18 protein-coding genes and 1 pseudogene are annotated in these 16,431 nt (G+C 67.9%); 8 read left to right on the top strand and 11 right to left on the bottom strand.

Annotation, left to right across the window (positions count from 1 at the left end; genetic code table 11):
- Both ABZ345_RS09815 and ABZ345_RS09810 read right to left on the bottom strand, forming a co-directional pair.
- A partial coding sequence (locus ABZ345_RS09815) for a transposase (protein ID WP_359844858.1) occupies positions 1-225 on the bottom strand: 225 nt, incomplete at its 3' end.
- A gap of 22 nt (positions 226-247) precedes the next feature.
- Positions 248-904, bottom strand: a pseudogene (locus tag ABZ345_RS09810) (helix-turn-helix domain-containing protein); the annotation flags it as partial.
- A gap of 189 nt (positions 905-1,093) precedes the next feature.
- On the opposite strand from ABZ345_RS09810, the gene ABZ345_RS09805 reads away from it, so the two are divergent.
- The 3 genes from ABZ345_RS09805 (at position 1,094) to ABZ345_RS09795 (ending at position 2,701) form a co-directional block, all read left to right on the top strand.
- Entirely contained in the window at positions 1,094-1,273 is a 180-nt protein-coding gene (locus tag ABZ345_RS09805) for a hypothetical protein (RefSeq protein ID WP_359844856.1), read from the top strand.
- 129 nt (positions 1,274-1,402) lie between these two features.
- The gene (locus ABZ345_RS09800; RefSeq protein WP_359844854.1) at positions 1,403-1,861 is read left to right on the top strand and encodes a hypothetical protein; all 459 of its coding nucleotides are present in this window, start codon (positions 1,403-1,405) and stop codon (positions 1,859-1,861) included.
- Positions 1,862-1,870: 9 nt separating this feature from the next.
- On the top strand, positions 1,871-2,701 hold the full coding sequence (locus ABZ345_RS09795) for a hypothetical protein (RefSeq protein WP_359844852.1): 831 nt from the start codon (positions 1,871-1,873) through the stop codon (positions 2,699-2,701).
- 213 nt (positions 2,702-2,914) lie between these two features.
- Here ABZ345_RS09795 and ABZ345_RS09790 read toward each other — a convergent pair whose 3' ends face one another.
- A complete protein-coding gene (locus tag ABZ345_RS09790; RefSeq protein ID WP_359844850.1) occupies positions 2,915-4,558 on the bottom strand; it encodes a glutamate--tRNA ligase family protein in 1,644 nt (547 codons plus the stop codon).
- A gap of 75 nt (positions 4,559-4,633) precedes the next feature.
- On the opposite strand from ABZ345_RS09790, the gene ABZ345_RS09785 reads away from it, so the two are divergent.
- Positions 4,634-5,815: a zinc-dependent alcohol dehydrogenase gene (locus ABZ345_RS09785; RefSeq protein ID WP_359844848.1), complete on the top strand. Its 1,182-nt coding sequence runs from the start codon at positions 4,634-4,636 to the stop codon at positions 5,813-5,815.
- A 19-nt stretch (positions 5,816-5,834) separates the two neighbouring features.
- On the top strand, positions 5,835-6,455 hold the full coding sequence (locus ABZ345_RS09780; RefSeq protein WP_359844846.1) for an L-threonylcarbamoyladenylate synthase: 621 nt from the start codon (positions 5,835-5,837) through the stop codon (positions 6,453-6,455).
- A gap of 3 nt (positions 6,456-6,458) precedes the next feature.
- Here ABZ345_RS09780 and ABZ345_RS09775 read toward each other — a convergent pair whose 3' ends face one another.
- The 3 genes from ABZ345_RS09775 to ABZ345_RS09765 form a co-directional block, all read right to left on the bottom strand.
- Positions 6,459-6,914, bottom strand: coding sequence for a ricin-type beta-trefoil lectin domain protein (locus ABZ345_RS09775; protein WP_359844844.1), 456 nt, complete (start codon positions 6,912-6,914; stop codon positions 6,459-6,461).
- A 16-nt stretch (positions 6,915-6,930) separates the two neighbouring features.
- Entirely contained in the window at positions 6,931-7,395 is a 465-nt protein-coding gene (locus ABZ345_RS09770) for a ricin-type beta-trefoil lectin domain protein (RefSeq protein WP_359844842.1), read from the bottom strand.
- A 115-nt stretch (positions 7,396-7,510) separates the two neighbouring features.
- Positions 7,511-9,334, bottom strand: a complete 1,824-nt coding sequence (locus ABZ345_RS09765) for a S8 family serine peptidase (RefSeq protein ID WP_359844840.1) — start codon at positions 9,332-9,334, stop codon at positions 7,511-7,513.
- Between the two features lie 208 nt (positions 9,335-9,542).
- On the opposite strand from ABZ345_RS09765, the gene ABZ345_RS09760 reads away from it, so the two are divergent.
- Positions 9,543-10,502 (top strand): hypothetical protein, encoded by a 960-nt coding sequence (locus ABZ345_RS09760; RefSeq protein WP_359844838.1) that lies wholly within the window; start codon positions 9,543-9,545, stop codon positions 10,500-10,502.
- 326 nt (positions 10,503-10,828) lie between these two features.
- On the opposite strand, the gene ABZ345_RS09755 is transcribed toward ABZ345_RS09760, so the two are convergent.
- Positions 10,829-11,410, bottom strand: coding sequence for an NUDIX hydrolase (locus ABZ345_RS09755; protein ID WP_359844836.1), 582 nt, complete (start codon positions 11,408-11,410; stop codon positions 10,829-10,831).
- Positions 11,411-11,538: 128 nt separating this feature from the next.
- Between ABZ345_RS09755 and ABZ345_RS09750 the strand changes: the two genes are divergently transcribed.
- A complete protein-coding gene (locus ABZ345_RS09750) occupies positions 11,539-12,636 on the top strand; it encodes a helix-turn-helix domain-containing protein (RefSeq protein ID WP_359844834.1) in 1,098 nt (365 codons plus the stop codon).
- A gap of 4 nt (positions 12,637-12,640) precedes the next feature.
- Here ABZ345_RS09750 and ABZ345_RS09745 read toward each other — a convergent pair whose 3' ends face one another.
- The gene (locus tag ABZ345_RS09745) at positions 12,641-13,537 is read right to left on the bottom strand and encodes a ParB/RepB/Spo0J family partition protein (RefSeq protein ID WP_359844832.1); all 897 of its coding nucleotides are present in this window, start codon (positions 13,535-13,537) and stop codon (positions 12,641-12,643) included.
- A 78-nt stretch (positions 13,538-13,615) separates the two neighbouring features.
- Positions 13,616-14,008, bottom strand: coding sequence for a CoA-binding protein (locus ABZ345_RS09740; protein ID WP_359844830.1), 393 nt, complete (start codon positions 14,006-14,008; stop codon positions 13,616-13,618).
- Positions 14,009-14,126: 118 nt separating this feature from the next.
- On the opposite strand from ABZ345_RS09740, the gene ABZ345_RS09735 reads away from it, so the two are divergent.
- Positions 14,127-14,549: a YciI family protein gene (locus ABZ345_RS09735; RefSeq protein ID WP_359844828.1), complete on the top strand. Its 423-nt coding sequence runs from the start codon at positions 14,127-14,129 to the stop codon at positions 14,547-14,549.
- Here the strand turns inward: ABZ345_RS09735 and ABZ345_RS09730 are convergent.
- Together ABZ345_RS09730 and ABZ345_RS09725 are read right to left on the bottom strand one after the other, a co-directional pair.
- Positions 14,543-15,307 (bottom strand): helix-turn-helix domain-containing protein, encoded by a 765-nt coding sequence (locus ABZ345_RS09730; protein ID WP_359844826.1) that lies wholly within the window; start codon positions 15,305-15,307, stop codon positions 14,543-14,545. The genes ABZ345_RS09735 and ABZ345_RS09730 overlap by 7 nt on opposite strands.
- Positions 15,308-15,425: 118 nt before the next feature.
- Positions 15,426-16,346 (bottom strand): helix-turn-helix domain-containing protein, encoded by a 921-nt coding sequence (locus ABZ345_RS09725; protein ID WP_359844825.1) that lies wholly within the window; start codon positions 16,344-16,346, stop codon positions 15,426-15,428.
- Positions 16,347-16,431: the final 85 nt, after the last annotated feature.

Here is a 16,431-nt window from a genome sequence, read left to right as displayed (position 1 = left end):
CCGCCGCCACGCGGTCATACCGGAGCCGAACCCGAGTTCCTGGGGCAGGAACTCCCACGGGATGCCGGTGTAGAGCACGAACAGGATGCCGCACAACACCTTGCGGTCATCCAGCCGCTTGCGTCCCGGATGGTCCGTACGACGTGGGACCACCGGGAGCAGCGGCTCGATCCGCGCCCACAACTCGTCGGACACGATCCAGGGGAGCTGCTCGCCCTTCCTCACACCAAGGTCAACACGCGGTTGATCAACAGTATTCCAAGATCATTCTGTTAGGAGTTCTTAGCCGTACATCGTCGGCCAGAAGTTCGTAGGTGCTCGCGGCGCGCTCCAGCCTCCCGCTCATCTCCTCGACGACTGCGAGCGACAGTTCGACCTGTGCTCTTCGTCTGGGCACGGCCAGCTCGTGGAACAGTTGGTGCGCTTTCAGGTAGGTCTGTCGGGCCGACAGCGGTCCACGAATCTCTCCTTGGTCACGCTGCAGGTCGCCGAGCAGTACGAGCGACCGCGCATGTAGATAGAGGCCGTGGTGGTCGAGGTCCTCCGGAATGAAGCGACGTAGCCAGCGGTCGACGAGGCTGGCCGCGAACCTGAAGTCCTGGCGCGCCAGGCACGCTGCGGCGCGTCCCAGGTCATCAGTCCAGGTCTCGTAGTCCCACTCACGCGGTCCACCCCGGTAGTAATCACGCACAGGTGGCGCGCCCTCTTGCCTGAGCAGCAACTCGAATCGTTGCCTGGCTTCCACGTCCGCCGTGGACAAGGCGGTGTCCAAGATGGACTGCATGAACGGGCGTGGAGTGGTGGATGCGCCCAGCGACTCCCATTTGGTGACGGTGCGGACTCCGACACCTAGCCGTTCGGCGAAGGCACGCACGCTGAGCCGCAATGCTTGGCGAAGCGCCCGCGCCTCATGACCCGTTCAATGAGCCAACGACCCCATTCCTGCGACCTCCTCCCGCACTCAATGCAACCACGAAGCAGCAGACAGGTGCGCCGCAAGTGCCACGGAAGTGCACCACCCGTTCCTTCCCGATCAGAAGTGCCATGACCAAGCTCGTCAGTAGCAAGCGACAGATGAGCGAGAGGTCCGGACATGAAGACGGTGGCAGCACACGACCTGGTGTCGGTCACCGTCCAGCTGACCGTGGCGGAAGCGATCGCGCTGAGCTTTGTGGCGGTGGCTGTCACCTCAGCCGTGGACGACCGCGTGGTCAACGCCGCCGACCGAGGTCTCCACAAGCTTCGTGAGGCTGCCGCCACCCATGTCCGATGACAAACCAACCGTGGAACTACCGGCGGTCGGCGAACGCATCGGCATCTTCACGTACAGCTGCTCGTGCCAGTGCGGCTGCCCGGCTTTTCTCGCCCCACCCCGGACCAGGACAATGACGAGGAGAGAGTCATGACGACGACCCTGAGCACCTGCCCAGCGACGATCTCGACCGAGTTGCGGCACCAGCTGCGGCTCCAGCTCACCAGCGAGCACTCGATGAACGTGACCGAGGCCGACCGGATCATCACCGACACGATCAGCTTCCTCACCGTGTGCGCGGCGAGCCCGCACCGGCAGTTCCGGCCGAGCAGGCAGGTCGACCTCGGCTGGCACCAGTTCATCCTGAACACCCACGACTACGCCGAGTTCTGCGATCGGCTCGCCGGGCGGTTCATCCACCACGTACCGGATGAGTTCGCCGCACCGGTGCGGCGCGCGACAGCCGGCGTCCTCGACCCTACTGTGGAGGCGATCAAGACCGCCGGGCTGCCTTTCCACCCCGAGTTGTGGGTGACCGGCGACGGAAGTTGTTCGCAGTGCCATGCGGGCTGCACGAACTGTGGCCAGGGCGGCGGAGACCCGAGCTGAGGAAGTCGGATGAGCAGCCGCGTTGAGTGGCACGACCTGCCCGATGGAGTGCGCGAAGCAGTGCAGGGTCACACCGGGCCTGTGTTCGAGGCGGAAAGTCCCGTTGTTGGGCGCAACTCCGCGTTCGCCGCGTCATTGATGGCCGCAGACGGGCCGGTGTTCTGCAAAGGAGGCCGGGCGGAAGGTCCGCAGGCCGTCATGCACCGCAACGAAGCGACCGTGAACCCGTTCGTCCCACGAGACATCGCGCCGCAACTGCTGTGGCGAGTCGAGCAGGACGGCTGGCTGCTGCTCGGGTTCGAGCACGTTCCAGGACGGCACGCCGAGCTCTCGCCCGGCTCGCCCGATCTTCCGCTCGTCGCCGATGCCATGATCAAGATCGGCGCTGTCGAGCATTCCGAATCCGGCCGAATGATCGCCGATCATTGGAAATCCGCGCTGGCAAAGGAAACGTCCACCCAGTTCAGCGAATGGGCAGCACGCGCGCCGCGACACATGCGCGGGTCGACGCTTGTCCATTCCGATCTGAACCCGTTGAACATCCTCGTGGCGGACCGGGCTCGGGTCGTCGACTGGGCGTGGTGGCGGACCGGTGCGGCATGGATCGACCCGGCGTTCGTGGTCGTCCGGCTCATCGCGGCAGGGCACGAGCCGGCGCAGGCCGAAAAATGGGCCACGCAGTTCGGCGGCTACCGGGAAGCGCCGGCTGAGGCGATCACGGCGTTCGCCGCCTCGCTGGTCTGCCTGTGGGAACGGAGGTTCGGGGGTACGGAGGTCACGAAGGCGGCGCGGAGGTGGGCTGAACACCGGATGGCGGCAGATCCGCCGCAGGATCGGTGAACACCAGGACCGACTCGTCGAGCCGGACGAATCTCAGCTGAACCGTGGGCCGGCGCCCGCCTAGCCCTCCTGCAGCGCCCATCTCACGCCCACCCACGACTCGACGCGCCTGCCGCACAGCGATGCGAACTCTCGCGCGGTACCGGCGGGCCGTCGCAGGAATTAGAACGGCCCCCGATTCCCGAAGGAACCAGGGGCCGCCAGGACAACCGTTTAGACGAGCGCGCGCACCCGCCGCAGCACCTCGTCGCGACCCAGCGTGCGGGCCACGGCGTGCAGATCCGGGCTGCGGTTCGAGCCGGTCAGAGCGACGCGGATCAGCTGCGCCGCCTCCTTGATCGAGCCGGGGTAGGCGTCCGGGTTCTTCTTGAACTCCTTGGGGTTCGGCGCGAAGCCGTGCTTGCCCGCGAGCTCGCGAATCTGGCCGAACCACTCCTGGCCGTCTTCCACGTCCAGGTACCCGTCGGCGAAGTCGGCGGCGAACGCGGAGATCAGGTCGGCGGGCAGGCCGCCCAGCCGCTCGTCGGACCGGTCGGTCACAAGCGAGAACAAGGACGAGAAGAAGAAGCCGTAGGCCGTGCGGAAGTCGGACCACTTGCGGAGGTCCTTGCGCGGGTTCGCGACCTCCGGGCCGCGCTCGACTTGGAGAGCCGCCAGGGCCTCGTCGCGCGAGGACTCCAGAACCGAGACCAGCTCCGGGTCGTAGGTGGCCGCCCAGGAAGAAACCCGGGAAATGATCTCGGCACCGGACAGCGTGGCCACGTAGTCGGCCGAGATGTCCTCGAGCTTCACGAGGTCGACGAGAGGACCGGCGACACCGCACTCGGCCAGCGAGATCGGAGCGGAAAGGGCCTCGGCGAGAGGGAGCTCCGCCAGGCGGGCGTTCACCAGGCCGCGCATGTAGTACTGGACGGCCTCGGCCGGGTAGCCCGCCTCGATGAAGTACTCGACGGACGCCTCGGGGTCCTTGCGCTTCGAGAGCTTTCGACGGGAGCCGCCCTGCTGCTTCATCAGCGGCGCGATGTGGGCGTACTCGACGCGCTCGAAGCCCAGGGCGTCGAACAGCTGCAGGTGCGTTGGGACGGAGGAGATCCACTCCTCGCCGCGGATCACCAGGTTCACGCGCATCAGGTGGTCGTCGACGGCGTGCGCGAAGTGGTACGTGGGCAGGCGCGGCGACTGGTCCGAGGCCTTCAGGATCACCACGTCGTTGCGGTTGGCCTCGTGCTCCAGCGGACCGCGGATCGCGTCGACGAACGACGTGCGCTCCCCCGCCTTGCCCGGCGAGCGGAAGCGGACGACGTACGGAAGACCTGCCTTCAAAGCGGCAGCAACGTCATCAGCCGTCCTGTCGCGCCAGATCGCCCACCGGCCGTAGTAGCCGGTGGGGAGCTTCGTGGCCTGCTGGCGCGCGGTGATGTCCGCCAGCTCTTCCTTCGTCGCGAAGCACAGGTATGCGTCGCCGGAACGCAGAAGCTCGCGCACGTACGTCAGGTAGATCTGCTCGCGCTGCGACTGGTGGTACGGGCCGTAAGCGCCAACGGAGTTGGCCTCGTCGGGCTGGATCCCGAAGTACTCGAACGCGCGAGTGAACTGCTCGACCGCGCCGGCGACCTCGCGCGCCTGGTCGGTGTCCTCGACGCGCACGATGTACGAGCCGCCCGAGTGCGAGGCGACGTCGCGGTCGATCATGCCGACGTACAGGCCGCCGATGTGCAGGAACCCGGTCGGCGACGGGCCGAGGCGCGTGACCTTCGCGTCCGCGCCCAGCCCGCGAGGCGGGTACTGCTCCTCCCAGTGGGACGGCTCGGGCAGGTCCGAGGGGAACAGGGCGTCGACGACGGCACGGTCGAGCATCGCTGGGGGTCTCCAAACCGGGGAAAGAAGTAGCCCCAGGTTATCAACGCACGACCACGGGGAACGCCACTGGGCATGAAGGCAGTCACTTGGCACGGCAAACGCGACGTCCGGGTCGACAGCGTGCCCGACCCCGTCCTCAAGGAACCGGAAGACGTCATCGTGAAGATCACGTCGACCGGCATCTGCGGCTCCGACCTGCACCTCTACGAGGTTCTGGGCCCGTTCATGACGGAGGGCGACATCCTCGGGCACGAACCGATGGGCATCGTCGAAGAAGTCGGCGCGCACGTCACCGAACTCAAACCCGGCGATCGGGTGGTGATCCCGTTCAACGTCTCGTGCAACACGTGCGAGATGTGCACTAGAGGTCTGCAAAGTCAATGCGAGACCACGCAGGTGCGGGAACACAATTCCGGCGCGGCGCTCTTCGGGTACACGAAGCTCTACGGCCAGGTCCCCGGCGGGCAGGCGGAGTACCTGAGGGTCCCGTTCGGCAACTCGCTGCCGATCAAGGTCCCCGAGGGCCCGCCGGACGACAGGTTCGTGTTCCTCAGCGACGTCCTCCCCACCGCGTGGCAGGCCGTCGAGTACGCGAACGTCCAGCCCGAGTCCACGGTCGCCGTCCTCGGTCTCGGCCCGATCGGCGACATGGCCTGCCGGATAGCCCGGCACAAGAACGCCCGCGTGATCGGCATCGACCTCGTCCCGGAACGGCTCGCCAGGGCGAAGGCGCGCGGCGTCGAGACGATCGACCTCCGGGGAGCGGGCAAACGTCTCACCGAGGTGGTCAGGGACCTCACCGGAGGGCGGGGACCGGACTCGGTGATCGACGCGGTCGGCATGGAGGCCCATGGCGCGCCGGTCGGCAAGCTCGCCCAGCAGCTCACCGGGCTGCTGCCCGACACGATGGCGCAGAAGCTGATGAAGGAAGCGGGCGTCGACCGGCTCAGGGCCCTCTACAGCGCGATCGACATGGTCCGCCGGGGCGGCACGATCTCGATCGTCGGCGTCTACGGCGGCATGGCCGACCCGCTGCCGATGCTCACCATGTTCGACAAGCAGCTGCAGCTCAGGATGGGTCAGGCCAACGTGTGGCGCTGGGTGCCGGACATCCTGCCGCTGCTCACCGACGACGACCCGCTCGGAACGGAGGACTTCGCCACGCACCACCTGCCGCTCGAAGACGCCCCGCGCGCCTACGAGACGTTCCAGAAGAAGAACGACGGCATGGTCAAAGTGCTGCTCAAACCTTGATCGGCATATCCTGCCCCGCATGGCCAAGTACCTGGACGTCCACCCGGTCAACCCGCAGAAGCGCGCCATCGACCAGGCCGTGCGGATCCTGCAGGAGGACGGCCTGATCGCGTACCCGACGGACTCCTGCTACGCGCTCGGCTGCCGCCTGGGCAACAAGGACGGCATCGACCGCATCCGCGAGATCCGCAAGCTCGACGACAAGCACCACTTCACGCTGATGTGCGAGAACTTCGCGCAGCTGGGCCAGTTCGTGGTGGTCGACAACGCGGTGTTCCGCGCGATCAAGGCCTCCACACCGGGCAACTACACGTTCATCCTGCCCGCGACGAAGGAGGTGCCGCGCCGCATGATGCACCCGAAGAAGAAGACGGTGGGCGCGCGCATCCCGGACCACGTCGTGACGCAGGCGCTGCTCGAGGCGATGGGCGAGCCGCTGCTCACGTCCACGCTGCTGCTGCCCGACGAGGCCGAGCCGCTCGTGCAGGGCTGGGAGATCAAGGAACGTCTCGACCACGTGGTGGACGCGGTGATCGACTCCGGGGAGTGCGGCACCACGCCCACCACGGTGGTGGACTTCTCCAGTGGCGAGGCCGAGATCATCCGCTACGGCGCGGGCGACCCGGCCCGGTTCGAGTGACGGCTACCGCTTGAACCAGAACTGGTTGGGGAGGCGGTCGTCGCAGGTCTGCAGCCGGATGTTGGGCGGGCCCAGGCGCGCCACGCACTTGCCGGAGTGGAGGTGGCGGATGGTCAGGCGCGAGGCCGAGCCGCTGACGACCCAGACCTGCGACGGGGACCCGTTGCAGGTCGCGAGGCCCACCTGGTCACCCTCCCCCCAGGCGCACTTGTTGCTCTGGTTGCTGACCAGCTGGGTCTGGCGGCCGAACGACCCCACCCACCGGAAGTTCTGGAAAGCGCCGTCGTTGCACCCGGTGTAGTAGACGGCGCCGGCCGGGTGGGCCGGGTAGCCGTCCAGGCAGTTGCTCGTGCCGGTGCCCTGGAACTTCCAGGTCACGGCGGCGGAGGCGGGCTGGGCGACACCGAGTGCGGCCACGAAGGCCAGCGCGACGGCGGTGAGAACGCGGAACATCTTCATCTGAGTCTCCCCCTCGTCAGTTCGTCAGTGCCCAGTCGGAGCCCGGGATCGAACAGCCCTGCATGATCACCCGGTTCGGCGTGGTGCCCAGCGCCCTGGCCAGGCACAGGTTGCCCTGGCGGATGATCAACTTGCCGATGTTGCCCCGGATCTCCCACCGCTGGTACCCGGCGCTGCTGCACGGCTCCAGGTTGACCCTGCTGCCCGCGTTCTGGACGCAGTAGCTGGTCTGGGCCTGGCTGCGGAGCGTGGTGGTGCCGGTGAAGGTGTTCGCCCACGCGAACCTCTGGAAGTTGCCGGAGTTGCAGCCGGTCACGTAGACCTCGCCGTCCGGGTGCCCGTTGTAGGCGTCCAGGCAGACGTTCGGCGACACACCCCAGAACCTGTTGACCACCGCCGCCGACGCCGGTGACACGCCGGCCATCACCAGGCCGGCCGCCGCCATCAGCGTCAGCGCCGTGGAAACAAACCTGCGAAGCATTTCTCTTCCCCTCTCGGTCACGCGGACCATGCCCGAGAGGTCTTGCAGGGTTTCTGCAATCCGCAGGTCAGAGCGGTGGCGACCCAGAGCGAGCCGCCACCGATCCACAAAGGACTTACGACACGACCAGCGCGTAGTCCGCGTCGGTCGCCGCGGTCTCGACGTGACCGTCCACGTTCACCGCGGTCGCGACCACCTCGACCGTCCAGGTGCCCGCCGCCGGGGCCTGGACGAACACGTTCTCCACGGTGTCGACGGTGTTCGCGACCCCGCCGGCCGTGGACCAGTTGCCCGCGAGCAGACCGTTGTTGCCCCAGTAGACGGTCCCGTTCGGAGCCGTCACCTTCAACGACAGGTCGTTCACGGTCGCCTTGGTCGCGGTCGGCGAACCGGCCGGGTCGGTGTAGGCCAGCGTGGCGCGCAAAGGCGTCTGACCGTTGGACGTCACCGTGTACTTGCGAGTCTGGCCGGTGACGACCACATCGGTCTCGTTCACCAGCACCGGCAGCTTCCAGCCGCCGGCCTTCGCGCGGTCGTACAGGTTGCGCACCGACACGGTGCCCCAGCCCTGGTGCACGCGCGTCAGGTCGTGCGCGGTGCCGGAGAACGCGAACTGGTCAGCGGCGTTGACCAGCAATGCCTTCGCCGTCGACGCGTGCGGACGGGACGCGAAGACGTCGCGCTTCTTGCCGGGTGCGCCGTCGAACACGCCGTCCGCCCACATCTGGAACATCAGACCGGCGTTGCCGCAGGTGATCGGCGTGGCGCCGGACGTGCCGCCGAAGTCCGAGCGGTAGGCGGTGTCGCTGCCGGACGTCGTGGTGTCGATGCGGTCGTAGAAGTTCGACAGTTCCGGCTTGATGCGGCCATCGGCGGCGGGACCGATCGACCCGCTGTTGCTCCACTTGTCGTCCGCGCGCGACAACGTGTTGAGGTGGTACTGACCACCGACCGACAACACGTTCTTCGCCCATGCCTCCGGGCGCGAGTTGCGGTTGCCGGTGTTGCTCTGCGACTGGCAGATCAGGATGTCGTGGTCGAACACGATCCGGTCCATCTGCTGCGAGACCGAGTTGTAGGCCGTGGTGAGCGTGCCGCCCCAACTGTTCGACTGGAACACCGCCCGGTAGCTGCCCGCCGCGTCGACCAGTTGCTTGGTGTGCGCGTACCGGTCGGCGACCGGGTAGACGGCCGTGATGCCCTGGCCCTCGGGCAGCACGCCGCGGTGCGGGGCCGAGACGCCGGACGCGAAGATCTGCCCGTACGTCGAGGTTCCGTGCGAGGGGCTGGCGAGGCTGTTGGGCGTGTGCTGCACCGGCGGACGAGCCCGGAACTCCTGGTGCGTCAACCAGAACCCGCCGTCCATCACCTCACCGCGCACGCCCTGGCCGCGGTAGCCGCCCGCGGTCTCGACGTAGTTGGCACCGGACGACTCGCGCGAGATCGCCATGTCGTTCTCCGGCGCCGACACCGGGTCGATCGCGATCACGGCGGGCAGCTTCGCGACCTGAGCGGCTTGACCGGCGTCCAAGGTGGCCATGATGTGCTCGCGGTCCAGGGAGATCACGTTCACGCGACCGCCCGTCGCCCGCACCTTGGCGGCGACGATCTGCTGGTCGCGCGAGTCCTGCTCGGCCAGCGTGATCAGGTAGTCGGACGAGCCCAGCGCCATGATCTGCGGCTGGGCCTGGAAGGGACGCACCTCGCGGACGTAGTTCAACCGGGAGACGCGGGCGGTGTTCGTCATGCGGGCGACGTAGGTACCGTCCTGGACGAACGCGCCGAGCCGCACGCCGAGACCCCGGAGCTGGTGGCGCTGGGCGTCGGACAGGGTGGTGCGGAACTGCAGCAGGTAAGCGCTCTCCGCGGGTGCGGCGACGGCGGGAACGCCGCTGATCAGGGCTAACGCGGATATGGCCGACAATAATGTGCGCAGCACGAATCCAACCTCCACATCAGGCAGGGATGGCGGAGACCGGAGGGAGTCACCGCCCGTGACCAGCACGTTACCGCCGAAGACCAGGTCAGGACATCAGTCGATCGGCGGTGATCATCGCGACCGGCGGTGTAGAAGAATCCATCTGGAGTAACGTCACAGCAGCTATGCCCGACAAGCCCGGCAAAGCATTTCCGCGCGCGGAGGACGGATGCCTGTCTCACCTGAGCAGCTGATGGAAGAATTGCGCACCTTGTGCCGCGGCCGCGGTGTGCAGACTCCCGGAATCGACTTGCACGTCGGACCGGCGCTGCGCCAGGTGTGCGGCATCGTGGAGACCGACGGCGCGGAAGCCGTCAGAACGAAACTCCGCGACTGGGTGACGAACGCGGCCCGCGCTTTCCCGGTGGAGGTCCGCAACGCGGTTCTGGCACCGCTCGGACTGCACGACGAAGCGCAGTTCCGGTTCCTCAACGAACGCATCGAGTGGCTCGCGAAGCAACAGGACCGCGGCGCGCGCACGGTGCGCAGGAGGATGGAGGCCGGACTGCAGCGCCTCGTCGAGGTGGCACTGCAGCCGGCGTCCCCGACGGCGTACGTGGCGCCGTCGGAACTCTGGCACGTCAAGGAGTTCGACGCGCTGCTGAAGCTGGACGGCCCGACGCCCGCGTGCACGGAACGCCGGACCGTCGTGGCCGACACCGACGGTGTCACCGAGATCGCGTGGTCCATCACGATCCCGGCCCCCACGCCCGACGGCGCACCCGGTGACGTGGACATCGAGGTGCTGCACGGGGTGGAGCTCATCGGCCACGAACGGCCGTCCCCGCGGCGCTTCCTGATGAAGCTGCGGTTGCCCCGACCCCTCAACGCAGGACAAACGCACCAGTTCGCGCTCGAGGTGAAGGTGCCGCGGGGACAGTCGATGCGTCCGACCTACGTGTTCTGGCCGGAGCGGATGTGCGAGTCGTTCCGGCTGCGTGTCCGGTTCAACCGGGACGACCTGCCTGAATCGGTGTGGCGCGTCGAAGAGGCCCTGGCGCGCGACACCGATGATCTGACGCCCTGGCCGAACACGCTGCCGCTGGACGAGATCGGTGAGATCGACGTGTCGTTCCCACATCCTCGCCAGGGCCGCGGATACGGCGTGCAGTGGACGCCGGGCAGGTAGTCGAGCGGGTTCAGATCATGTCGATGCAGAAATGCGGTTCCATGGCTGACACCTCCCTTTTGTGATCAGGGAGAACCGCAGTCCGAACCGGAGTCAGATCACCGTTGCGATGAAGAGGCTACCGGCCATGAAGCCCACGAAAAGGCAGATCATGGCGACCTTCACGACGGTGGCGAGTGAGCAGATCATTCTCATCGAGAAATTCACCTTCTCATTCTGACTGGCTTTCGGACTGATGTTCTCGCCGATACACCAAGAGTGGCTTTTCGCCAGTCGAATGAGAACGGGTTTCCTGTTTCACACTGAAGCAGGAAACCCTCCGATCTTTATTTCTGGGTCGTGCGGCGCAACGCCATCACGAGCAATGCGTGCGAACTGCCGGCGTGCGGGAGCATGCCCTGCTTCACGAGGTCGAGCGCGTGGCAGAACGGCAGCGTCCGCACGCGCAGGTCGGCCTCACCGGGCCCGAGATCGGGTTCGCCCTGGGTGAGGTCCGTGGCCAGGAAGATGTGGTCGACGTGGTTGCTGAGGCTGTCGGCGCCGTGGATCTGGCCGAGCCGCTCCCACTTCTCGGCTCTCAGGCCGGTCTCCTCGGCGAGCTCACGGCGTGCCGCGGCCAGCGGGTCGGCGTCCGTGTCGTCCACAGCGCCGCCGGGTAGTCGCCACTCCGTGCCGCCGTGCGTGTAGATCCACTGCCGCGTCAGCACCACGTGGTCGTCGTCCTGGATCGCCAGCACCGTGACCGACCCCGGCGCCACCACGTGGGTGTACGTGCCATGTCCGCCATCGGGCCTGACGACGTCGTCGGCGCGCACCTCGAACCACGGGGACCGGTGCACCACGTTGGTCGCCAAGCGCTGCCAGACCATCACCACACCAGCCGCCTCGTTGGAGCACGTCATCGCCATGACTCACATGGAACCATCGCGGACCGCTCCAGTTAGCCCCAGTTGATCGTCAATCAACGGCCAAATCGTGGACATTCGGTATCCAGGCGTTTCAACCCCGACACACTACCGGGGAGGGGGTGAAGCCGTTGTCGCCCACGTTCGCACAGGAGGTCCGCCGCCTGCGCAACGAGCGCGGGTTGTCGCTCAGCCAGCTGAAAGCCCTTGTGCCCTACAGCAAAGGGCACCTCAGCAAGATTGAGAACGGCCACATCAAGCCCAGCCCGGAGATGGCGCGGATCTTCGACGACGCGCTGCACGCCGAGGGCCACCTGGTCGAACTGGCCGACGCTCCCACGCGGCCGATTCCCAGTGACCACACCACATTGCTCACGTTCAACTCGATGTTCGACCACCACCGCGCGCTGGGTCACCGGCAAAGTCCCGAGATAGTGCTCGTGGGCCTGCGCCCCCAGGTGGACGTCCTCAGCTCCATGGCGCGCTCGGCCGACGATCCCGGACTCGGCCGCGGACTCTGGCTGCTGGCCGCCCGCTACGCCGAGTACGCGGGCTGGATGGAACAGGAACGCGGCGACGACGCCTCCGCGGCCGAACTGACCAGGAAAGCCGTCCAGTACGCGGCGAAGGGCGGCGACCTGGAGCTCGAAGCGTGGGCGTTGGTCCGTGCCGCGGAGTTCGCTCTATATAGAGGAGACGCACGGGGGACCGTGTCCTTCGCCCGTCGCGCGAGCAAGTCCCGGTCCCCCGCCGTCCAAGCCGTTGCCGCCCAGCGCGAAGCCCAGGGCTACGCGCTCGCCGGCGTCGCCGACCTGTGCCAGAACGCGCTCGACCGAGCCGCCCGGCTGCAGCAGACCGTCAGAGAATCCCCTTACGGCACAACGAGCGTGATGGACCAGGTGGCCGTCGCCCGCGCCTGGGCGTTCTACGACCTCGGCCGCCACGCCGAGGCCGCCGCCATCCTCGACACGCAGCTGCCGCTGATCGCGCCCACCTCCCTGCGCGCCCGCACCCGGTTCGGCCTGCGCCGCGCGCTGGCCCACGCCGCGGCGGGCGACGTGGACCACGCGTGCGAACTGGTCAGCGACCTGCTGGACGACATCCGCCAGGTGCAGTCGGCGACCGTGCACATCGACCTGACTGCGTTCAGCAAGCTGTTGTCCCGCTTGCGCCCGGCCGCGGGACGCGAGGTGGCGGGCGAGATCAGCGAGATCCTGTTCGCCGGCTAGACGGCTAGACGGCTTGCCTGCGACTCTCCCGTTCCAGCGCCTCGGCCATTTCGGCCCAGACCTCGGCGCACCCGCGAGCCATGTCCGCGACCAGTTCCCGGCAGTGCGACGGAACCCCGTCCACCACCGCGGCCCACTCGCCGGACGACACCGCGTGCGCCTCCAGCCAGCGCAGCACCAGCCGGCCGTGTTCGTTGAACCGCAACGAAGGATCCCGGCGCAGGATCGGCAGCGTGGTGTTCGGTGCCCGGACCTCGCTGCGCGCCGCCGGTACCTCGACCTCGGCCAGTTCGGCCGCCCGCATCCGTTCGGGCACGGGATCGAGCCCGGCGAGCAACCGCCGCCGGACGTCCCGGACCGTTCCTGGCGACACCCCGGCCGCGCGCGCGATGTCGCGCAACGAGGCCGCGGGCCGTGCCTCGATCATCTCCCCGGCCAGCCGCCGCCCGGCCGCCGAGTTGACCGGCCGGACCTTGCCGTCGCGCCCGACCCGGTTCGCCGCGCGGCCGCCCACGGCGCGCCGCAGCACGCCGACCGACTTGGCCGCCAGCCCGGTCGAGGCCGCGATGGCCCGGTCGGACCACTGCGGATGCGACCGCAACAGCCGCCGCGCGGCCGCCTCCCGGTCGGCGGTGGTCAGCGTCGACACGTTCAACGACACGGACAGGACGAACACGTCCTCGACCGGCCCGTCTACGTACTCGACCTCGACCTTCCGGCTTCCTCGCAGCACGGCCGCCCGCAGGCGGTGCGCGCCGTCGACGACCCTCATGGACCCGCGGTGCACCACGATCGGCGCGAGCGCGGACCCGGACGACGCGAGCTTCCGGACGAACTCCTCACTGCAGCCACCGAGTCGCGGCGAGTCCGCGGGCTGCAGCACCTGAATGTCAACGAGCATGCGAATTAAGCCCCCCAGGCTTAGTGTCCCCAGAACCCCCAGAGTCCAAGGACTTCACGCCGCAGAGTAGCTAGGTGGTCAACGGGAGCGCCACTCGATCGCGGGGCAGACGTCCATGACCATGCGCAGTCCGGCGGCCTTCGCGCGTTCGCAGGCCTCGTCGTCGACCACGCCCAACTGGAACCACACCGCCTTGGCCCCGATCGAGACGGCCTCGTCGGCGAACTGGCCGGCGTCCTCCGAACGGCGGAACACGTCCACGACGTCGACCGCGAACGGGATGTCCGCCAGCGTCGCGTAGCCCTGCTCGCCGTGCACGGTCTCGGCCGCCGGGTGCACCGGGACGATCTTCTTACCGCGTTGCTGCAGGAACCGGGCGACGCCGTGGGCGGCGCGGGACGGGTTGTCCGAGAGCCCCACGATGGCCCAGACCTGGCAGTTCTCGAGGATCCAGTCGACGTCTTCGCGCATGCCGTCCAGCCTAATAGTGTGACCCCGGTCACATTCAGACGAAGCTCGTCGAAACAGCGCGATTCCGATCGACGCGTGAGTAGAAACGGACCCGGACACCGGACCTGAGGAGATCGAGATGCGGTTCATGGTCATCGTCAAGGCGAACGAGGACACCGAGAACGCCGTCATGCCCACCGCCGAGGAGCTGGCCGAGATGGGCAACTACAACGAGCAACTGGTGAAGGCCGGCGTCATGCTCGCGGGCGACGGCCTCTACCCGAGTGCCAAGGGCGCGCGGGTCGCGTTCGACGGCAGCGGCTCGACGACGGTCATCGACGGCCCCTTCACCGAGGCCAAGGAGCTGATCGCGGGCTTCTGGATCTGGGAGCTGCCGTCGCTGCAGGACGCCGTGGAGTGGCTGAAGAAGGCGCCGTTCCAGAGCGGCGAGGTCGAGATCCGGCAGATCCACGGCCCCGAGGCGTTCGAGGGCATCGTCACGCCCGAGACCCAGGCGCAGGAGGACCGTCTGCGCGAGCAGATCTCCGCCCGCACTCAGTGAGTGCGCGGCAGCGGCACCTGAGGCAGTGAGTGGGCGGTCAGCGCCACGCTCAACATGAGCAACGCACGCGGTGAGGTCGGACGGCAGCCCGTGAGCCGTTCGACCAACCGCAGGCGGTGGTCGAGAGTGCTGCGGTGGATGTCCAACAGGCGTGCCGCCGCCGCACGGTTGCCGTCCTCGCCGATGAACGCCCGCAACGCGTCGAGCAACGGCTGCTGCGCCACCACGGGTTCGATCATGCGGGCCAGTCGTTCAGCGACGTGCGGCTGCCGCAGCACCGCGAAGTCCGCCAGCACGTCGCGCAGCTCGTAGACGCCCGGCGCGCGGCCGGACGCGATCCGCAGCACGTCCTCGGCCGTCGACCGCGCCGACTCCAGGTCACGCCTCGACGCCCACGCCACCGCCATCCACACGTCGGCGCCGATCCGGTCGTGCAGCTCGCGCGCCAGTCCGACGTGCTGGTCCTGGGCACACGGCAAAAGCAGGTAGCCGCCCCGAACGCCGTCGAGCACGAGCACGTCCGCGTTGTCCCCCACGGCCTCGAGCACCTCGGCCGCACCGTCCTCAGTGGACGCGCAGAACGCGACGACCGCGTAAGCCAAGGCCAGCCCGTCGAAAGATCCGTTGTCACGCCCGGAAAGCAGCGTTCTGGCGAGCTGGCGGCGCGTGGCCACGTCCTCCACGGGGGGAAGGTCGTAGGGGCTGAGGATGTCGCGCAGAACGTCGCCCAGCAGCCTGCTGTCCAGAACGGTGGTCACGCGTCGCCTCCCTAAAGGCCCTGCGATGTCTCGCATCCAGAACCGTAGGCAACTGTCGACAGTTGGCACAGATGGCTTGAGCCACCCTTAACGTTCACCTGAGGCGTTCGGAACCGTTTCAGCCCAACGCGTTCGTGCGGCTCATGCCTATCGCGGTGCCGAGAAGCGCGAGGTCACGGGGGTTCACCGGACTCAAACCGGTCAACTGTTCGATCTGCCAGAGACGGTAGTCGATCGTGCTGCGGTGGATGAACAGCTTCTTGACAGCTACCGCCCGGTTCCCGTCCGCCTCGAGCAGAGCGAGCACCGTTTCGACGAGAACGGGGTTCGCGAGCAACGGCGCGACGACCTTGCCGAGCTCGTCGCGGACCTCCGGCGTCTCCATCACGGCGCTCTCGAACAACATGTCGTCGATCCGGTACACACCGGACGGCCGGCCGAGCGACGCGACCAGCGCGTCGATCTCGTCGACCTCCTTGCGCGCCAACGCGACCCGCGCGGCGGGCCGTTCCGCGACGCAGAACCAGACCTCGCCGCCGACCTCCTCGCACACCTCCCGGCACAACGGCAGCGCGGCCGCCTCGGCGAGAGGCAGCAGAAGATGTCCGGATGTCGACAGGAGTACGGGCCCGCGCTTGCGGAAAGCGCTTACCACTCGATCTGTCACCGCCCCGCGCACCAGCACGACCGTGTAGAAAGCGGCGGCCGCGTCCGGCGCGCTCCCGGCGAGCAACGCGTCCGCCAGCCCATCGTCTCCGGCGCAGAACGCGGACATCAGCTCAGCGGCCAGCGCGGTGCCCGCGGCGGCCAGCGCGCGAGCGTCGCCACCGTCGTCCAGCATGGCCTCTGTCAGCAACCTGTCAGTGGACCGCAATGCCACGACCACCTGCGCGACAGGGACTTTCGCCGAAACGAGCCGTGAGCCGACGCGGTGCGCGACCGTCACGGCCGCGTCCTCCCAGCCGTCCGCGTCGGCGGCCGCCGCGCGGTAGACGGCGAGGAACTCCTCGTGCAGCAGGCGACCGACGTCGAAAAGCACGGGGCCCCTCCCCTCTTTCGCGCCCTTGAAGAATTTCAGCACCAGCTGTGGGGAAAACCCCAGCATTCTCCAGCGCCACGCCAGT

This window comes from Lentzea sp. NPDC005914 (assembly GCF_040629405.1).
GTDB lineage: Bacteria > Actinomycetota > Actinomycetes > Mycobacteriales > Pseudonocardiaceae > Lentzea.
The sequence above is the reverse complement of the archived record's forward strand: the minus strand, read 5'-3'. Positions and strand labels throughout refer to the sequence as shown.

What these genes read in the sequence shown, in the direction of transcription:
- ABZ345_RS09805 (WP_359844856.1), top strand. Translation starts at nt 1,094, where the DNA reads ATGAAGACGGTGGCAGCACACGACCTGGTGTCGGTCACCGTCCAGCTG.
- ABZ345_RS09800 (WP_359844854.1), top strand. Translation starts at nt 1,403, where the DNA reads ATGACGACGACCCTGAGCACCTGCCCAGCGACGATCTCGACCGAGTTG.
- ABZ345_RS09795 (WP_359844852.1), top strand. Translation starts at nt 1,871, where the DNA reads ATGAGCAGCCGCGTTGAGTGGCACGACCTGCCCGATGGAGTGCGCGAA.
- ABZ345_RS09790 (WP_359844850.1), bottom strand. Translation starts at nt 4,558, where the DNA reads ATGCTCGACCGTGCCGTCGTCGACGCCCTGTTCCCCTCGGACCTGCCC.
- ABZ345_RS09785 (WP_359844848.1), top strand. Translation starts at nt 4,634, where the DNA reads ATGAAGGCAGTCACTTGGCACGGCAAACGCGACGTCCGGGTCGACAGC.
- ABZ345_RS09780 (WP_359844846.1), top strand. Translation starts at nt 5,835, where the DNA reads ATGGCCAAGTACCTGGACGTCCACCCGGTCAACCCGCAGAAGCGCGCC.
- ABZ345_RS09775 (WP_359844844.1), bottom strand. Translation starts at nt 6,914, where the DNA reads ATGAAGATGTTCCGCGTTCTCACCGCCGTCGCGCTGGCCTTCGTGGCC.
- ABZ345_RS09770 (WP_359844842.1), bottom strand. Translation starts at nt 7,395, where the DNA reads ATGCTTCGCAGGTTTGTTTCCACGGCGCTGACGCTGATGGCGGCGGCC.
- ABZ345_RS09760 (WP_359844838.1), top strand. Translation starts at nt 9,543, where the DNA reads ATGCCTGTCTCACCTGAGCAGCTGATGGAAGAATTGCGCACCTTGTGC.
- ABZ345_RS09755 (WP_359844836.1), bottom strand. Translation starts at nt 11,410, where the DNA reads ATGGCGATGACGTGCTCCAACGAGGCGGCTGGTGTGGTGATGGTCTGG.
- ABZ345_RS09745 (WP_359844832.1), bottom strand. Translation starts at nt 13,537, where the DNA reads ATGCTCGTTGACATTCAGGTGCTGCAGCCCGCGGACTCGCCGCGACTC.
- ABZ345_RS09740 (WP_359844830.1), bottom strand. Translation starts at nt 14,008, where the DNA reads ATGCGCGAAGACGTCGACTGGATCCTCGAGAACTGCCAGGTCTGGGCC.
- ABZ345_RS09735 (WP_359844828.1), top strand. Translation starts at nt 14,127, where the DNA reads ATGCGGTTCATGGTCATCGTCAAGGCGAACGAGGACACCGAGAACGCC.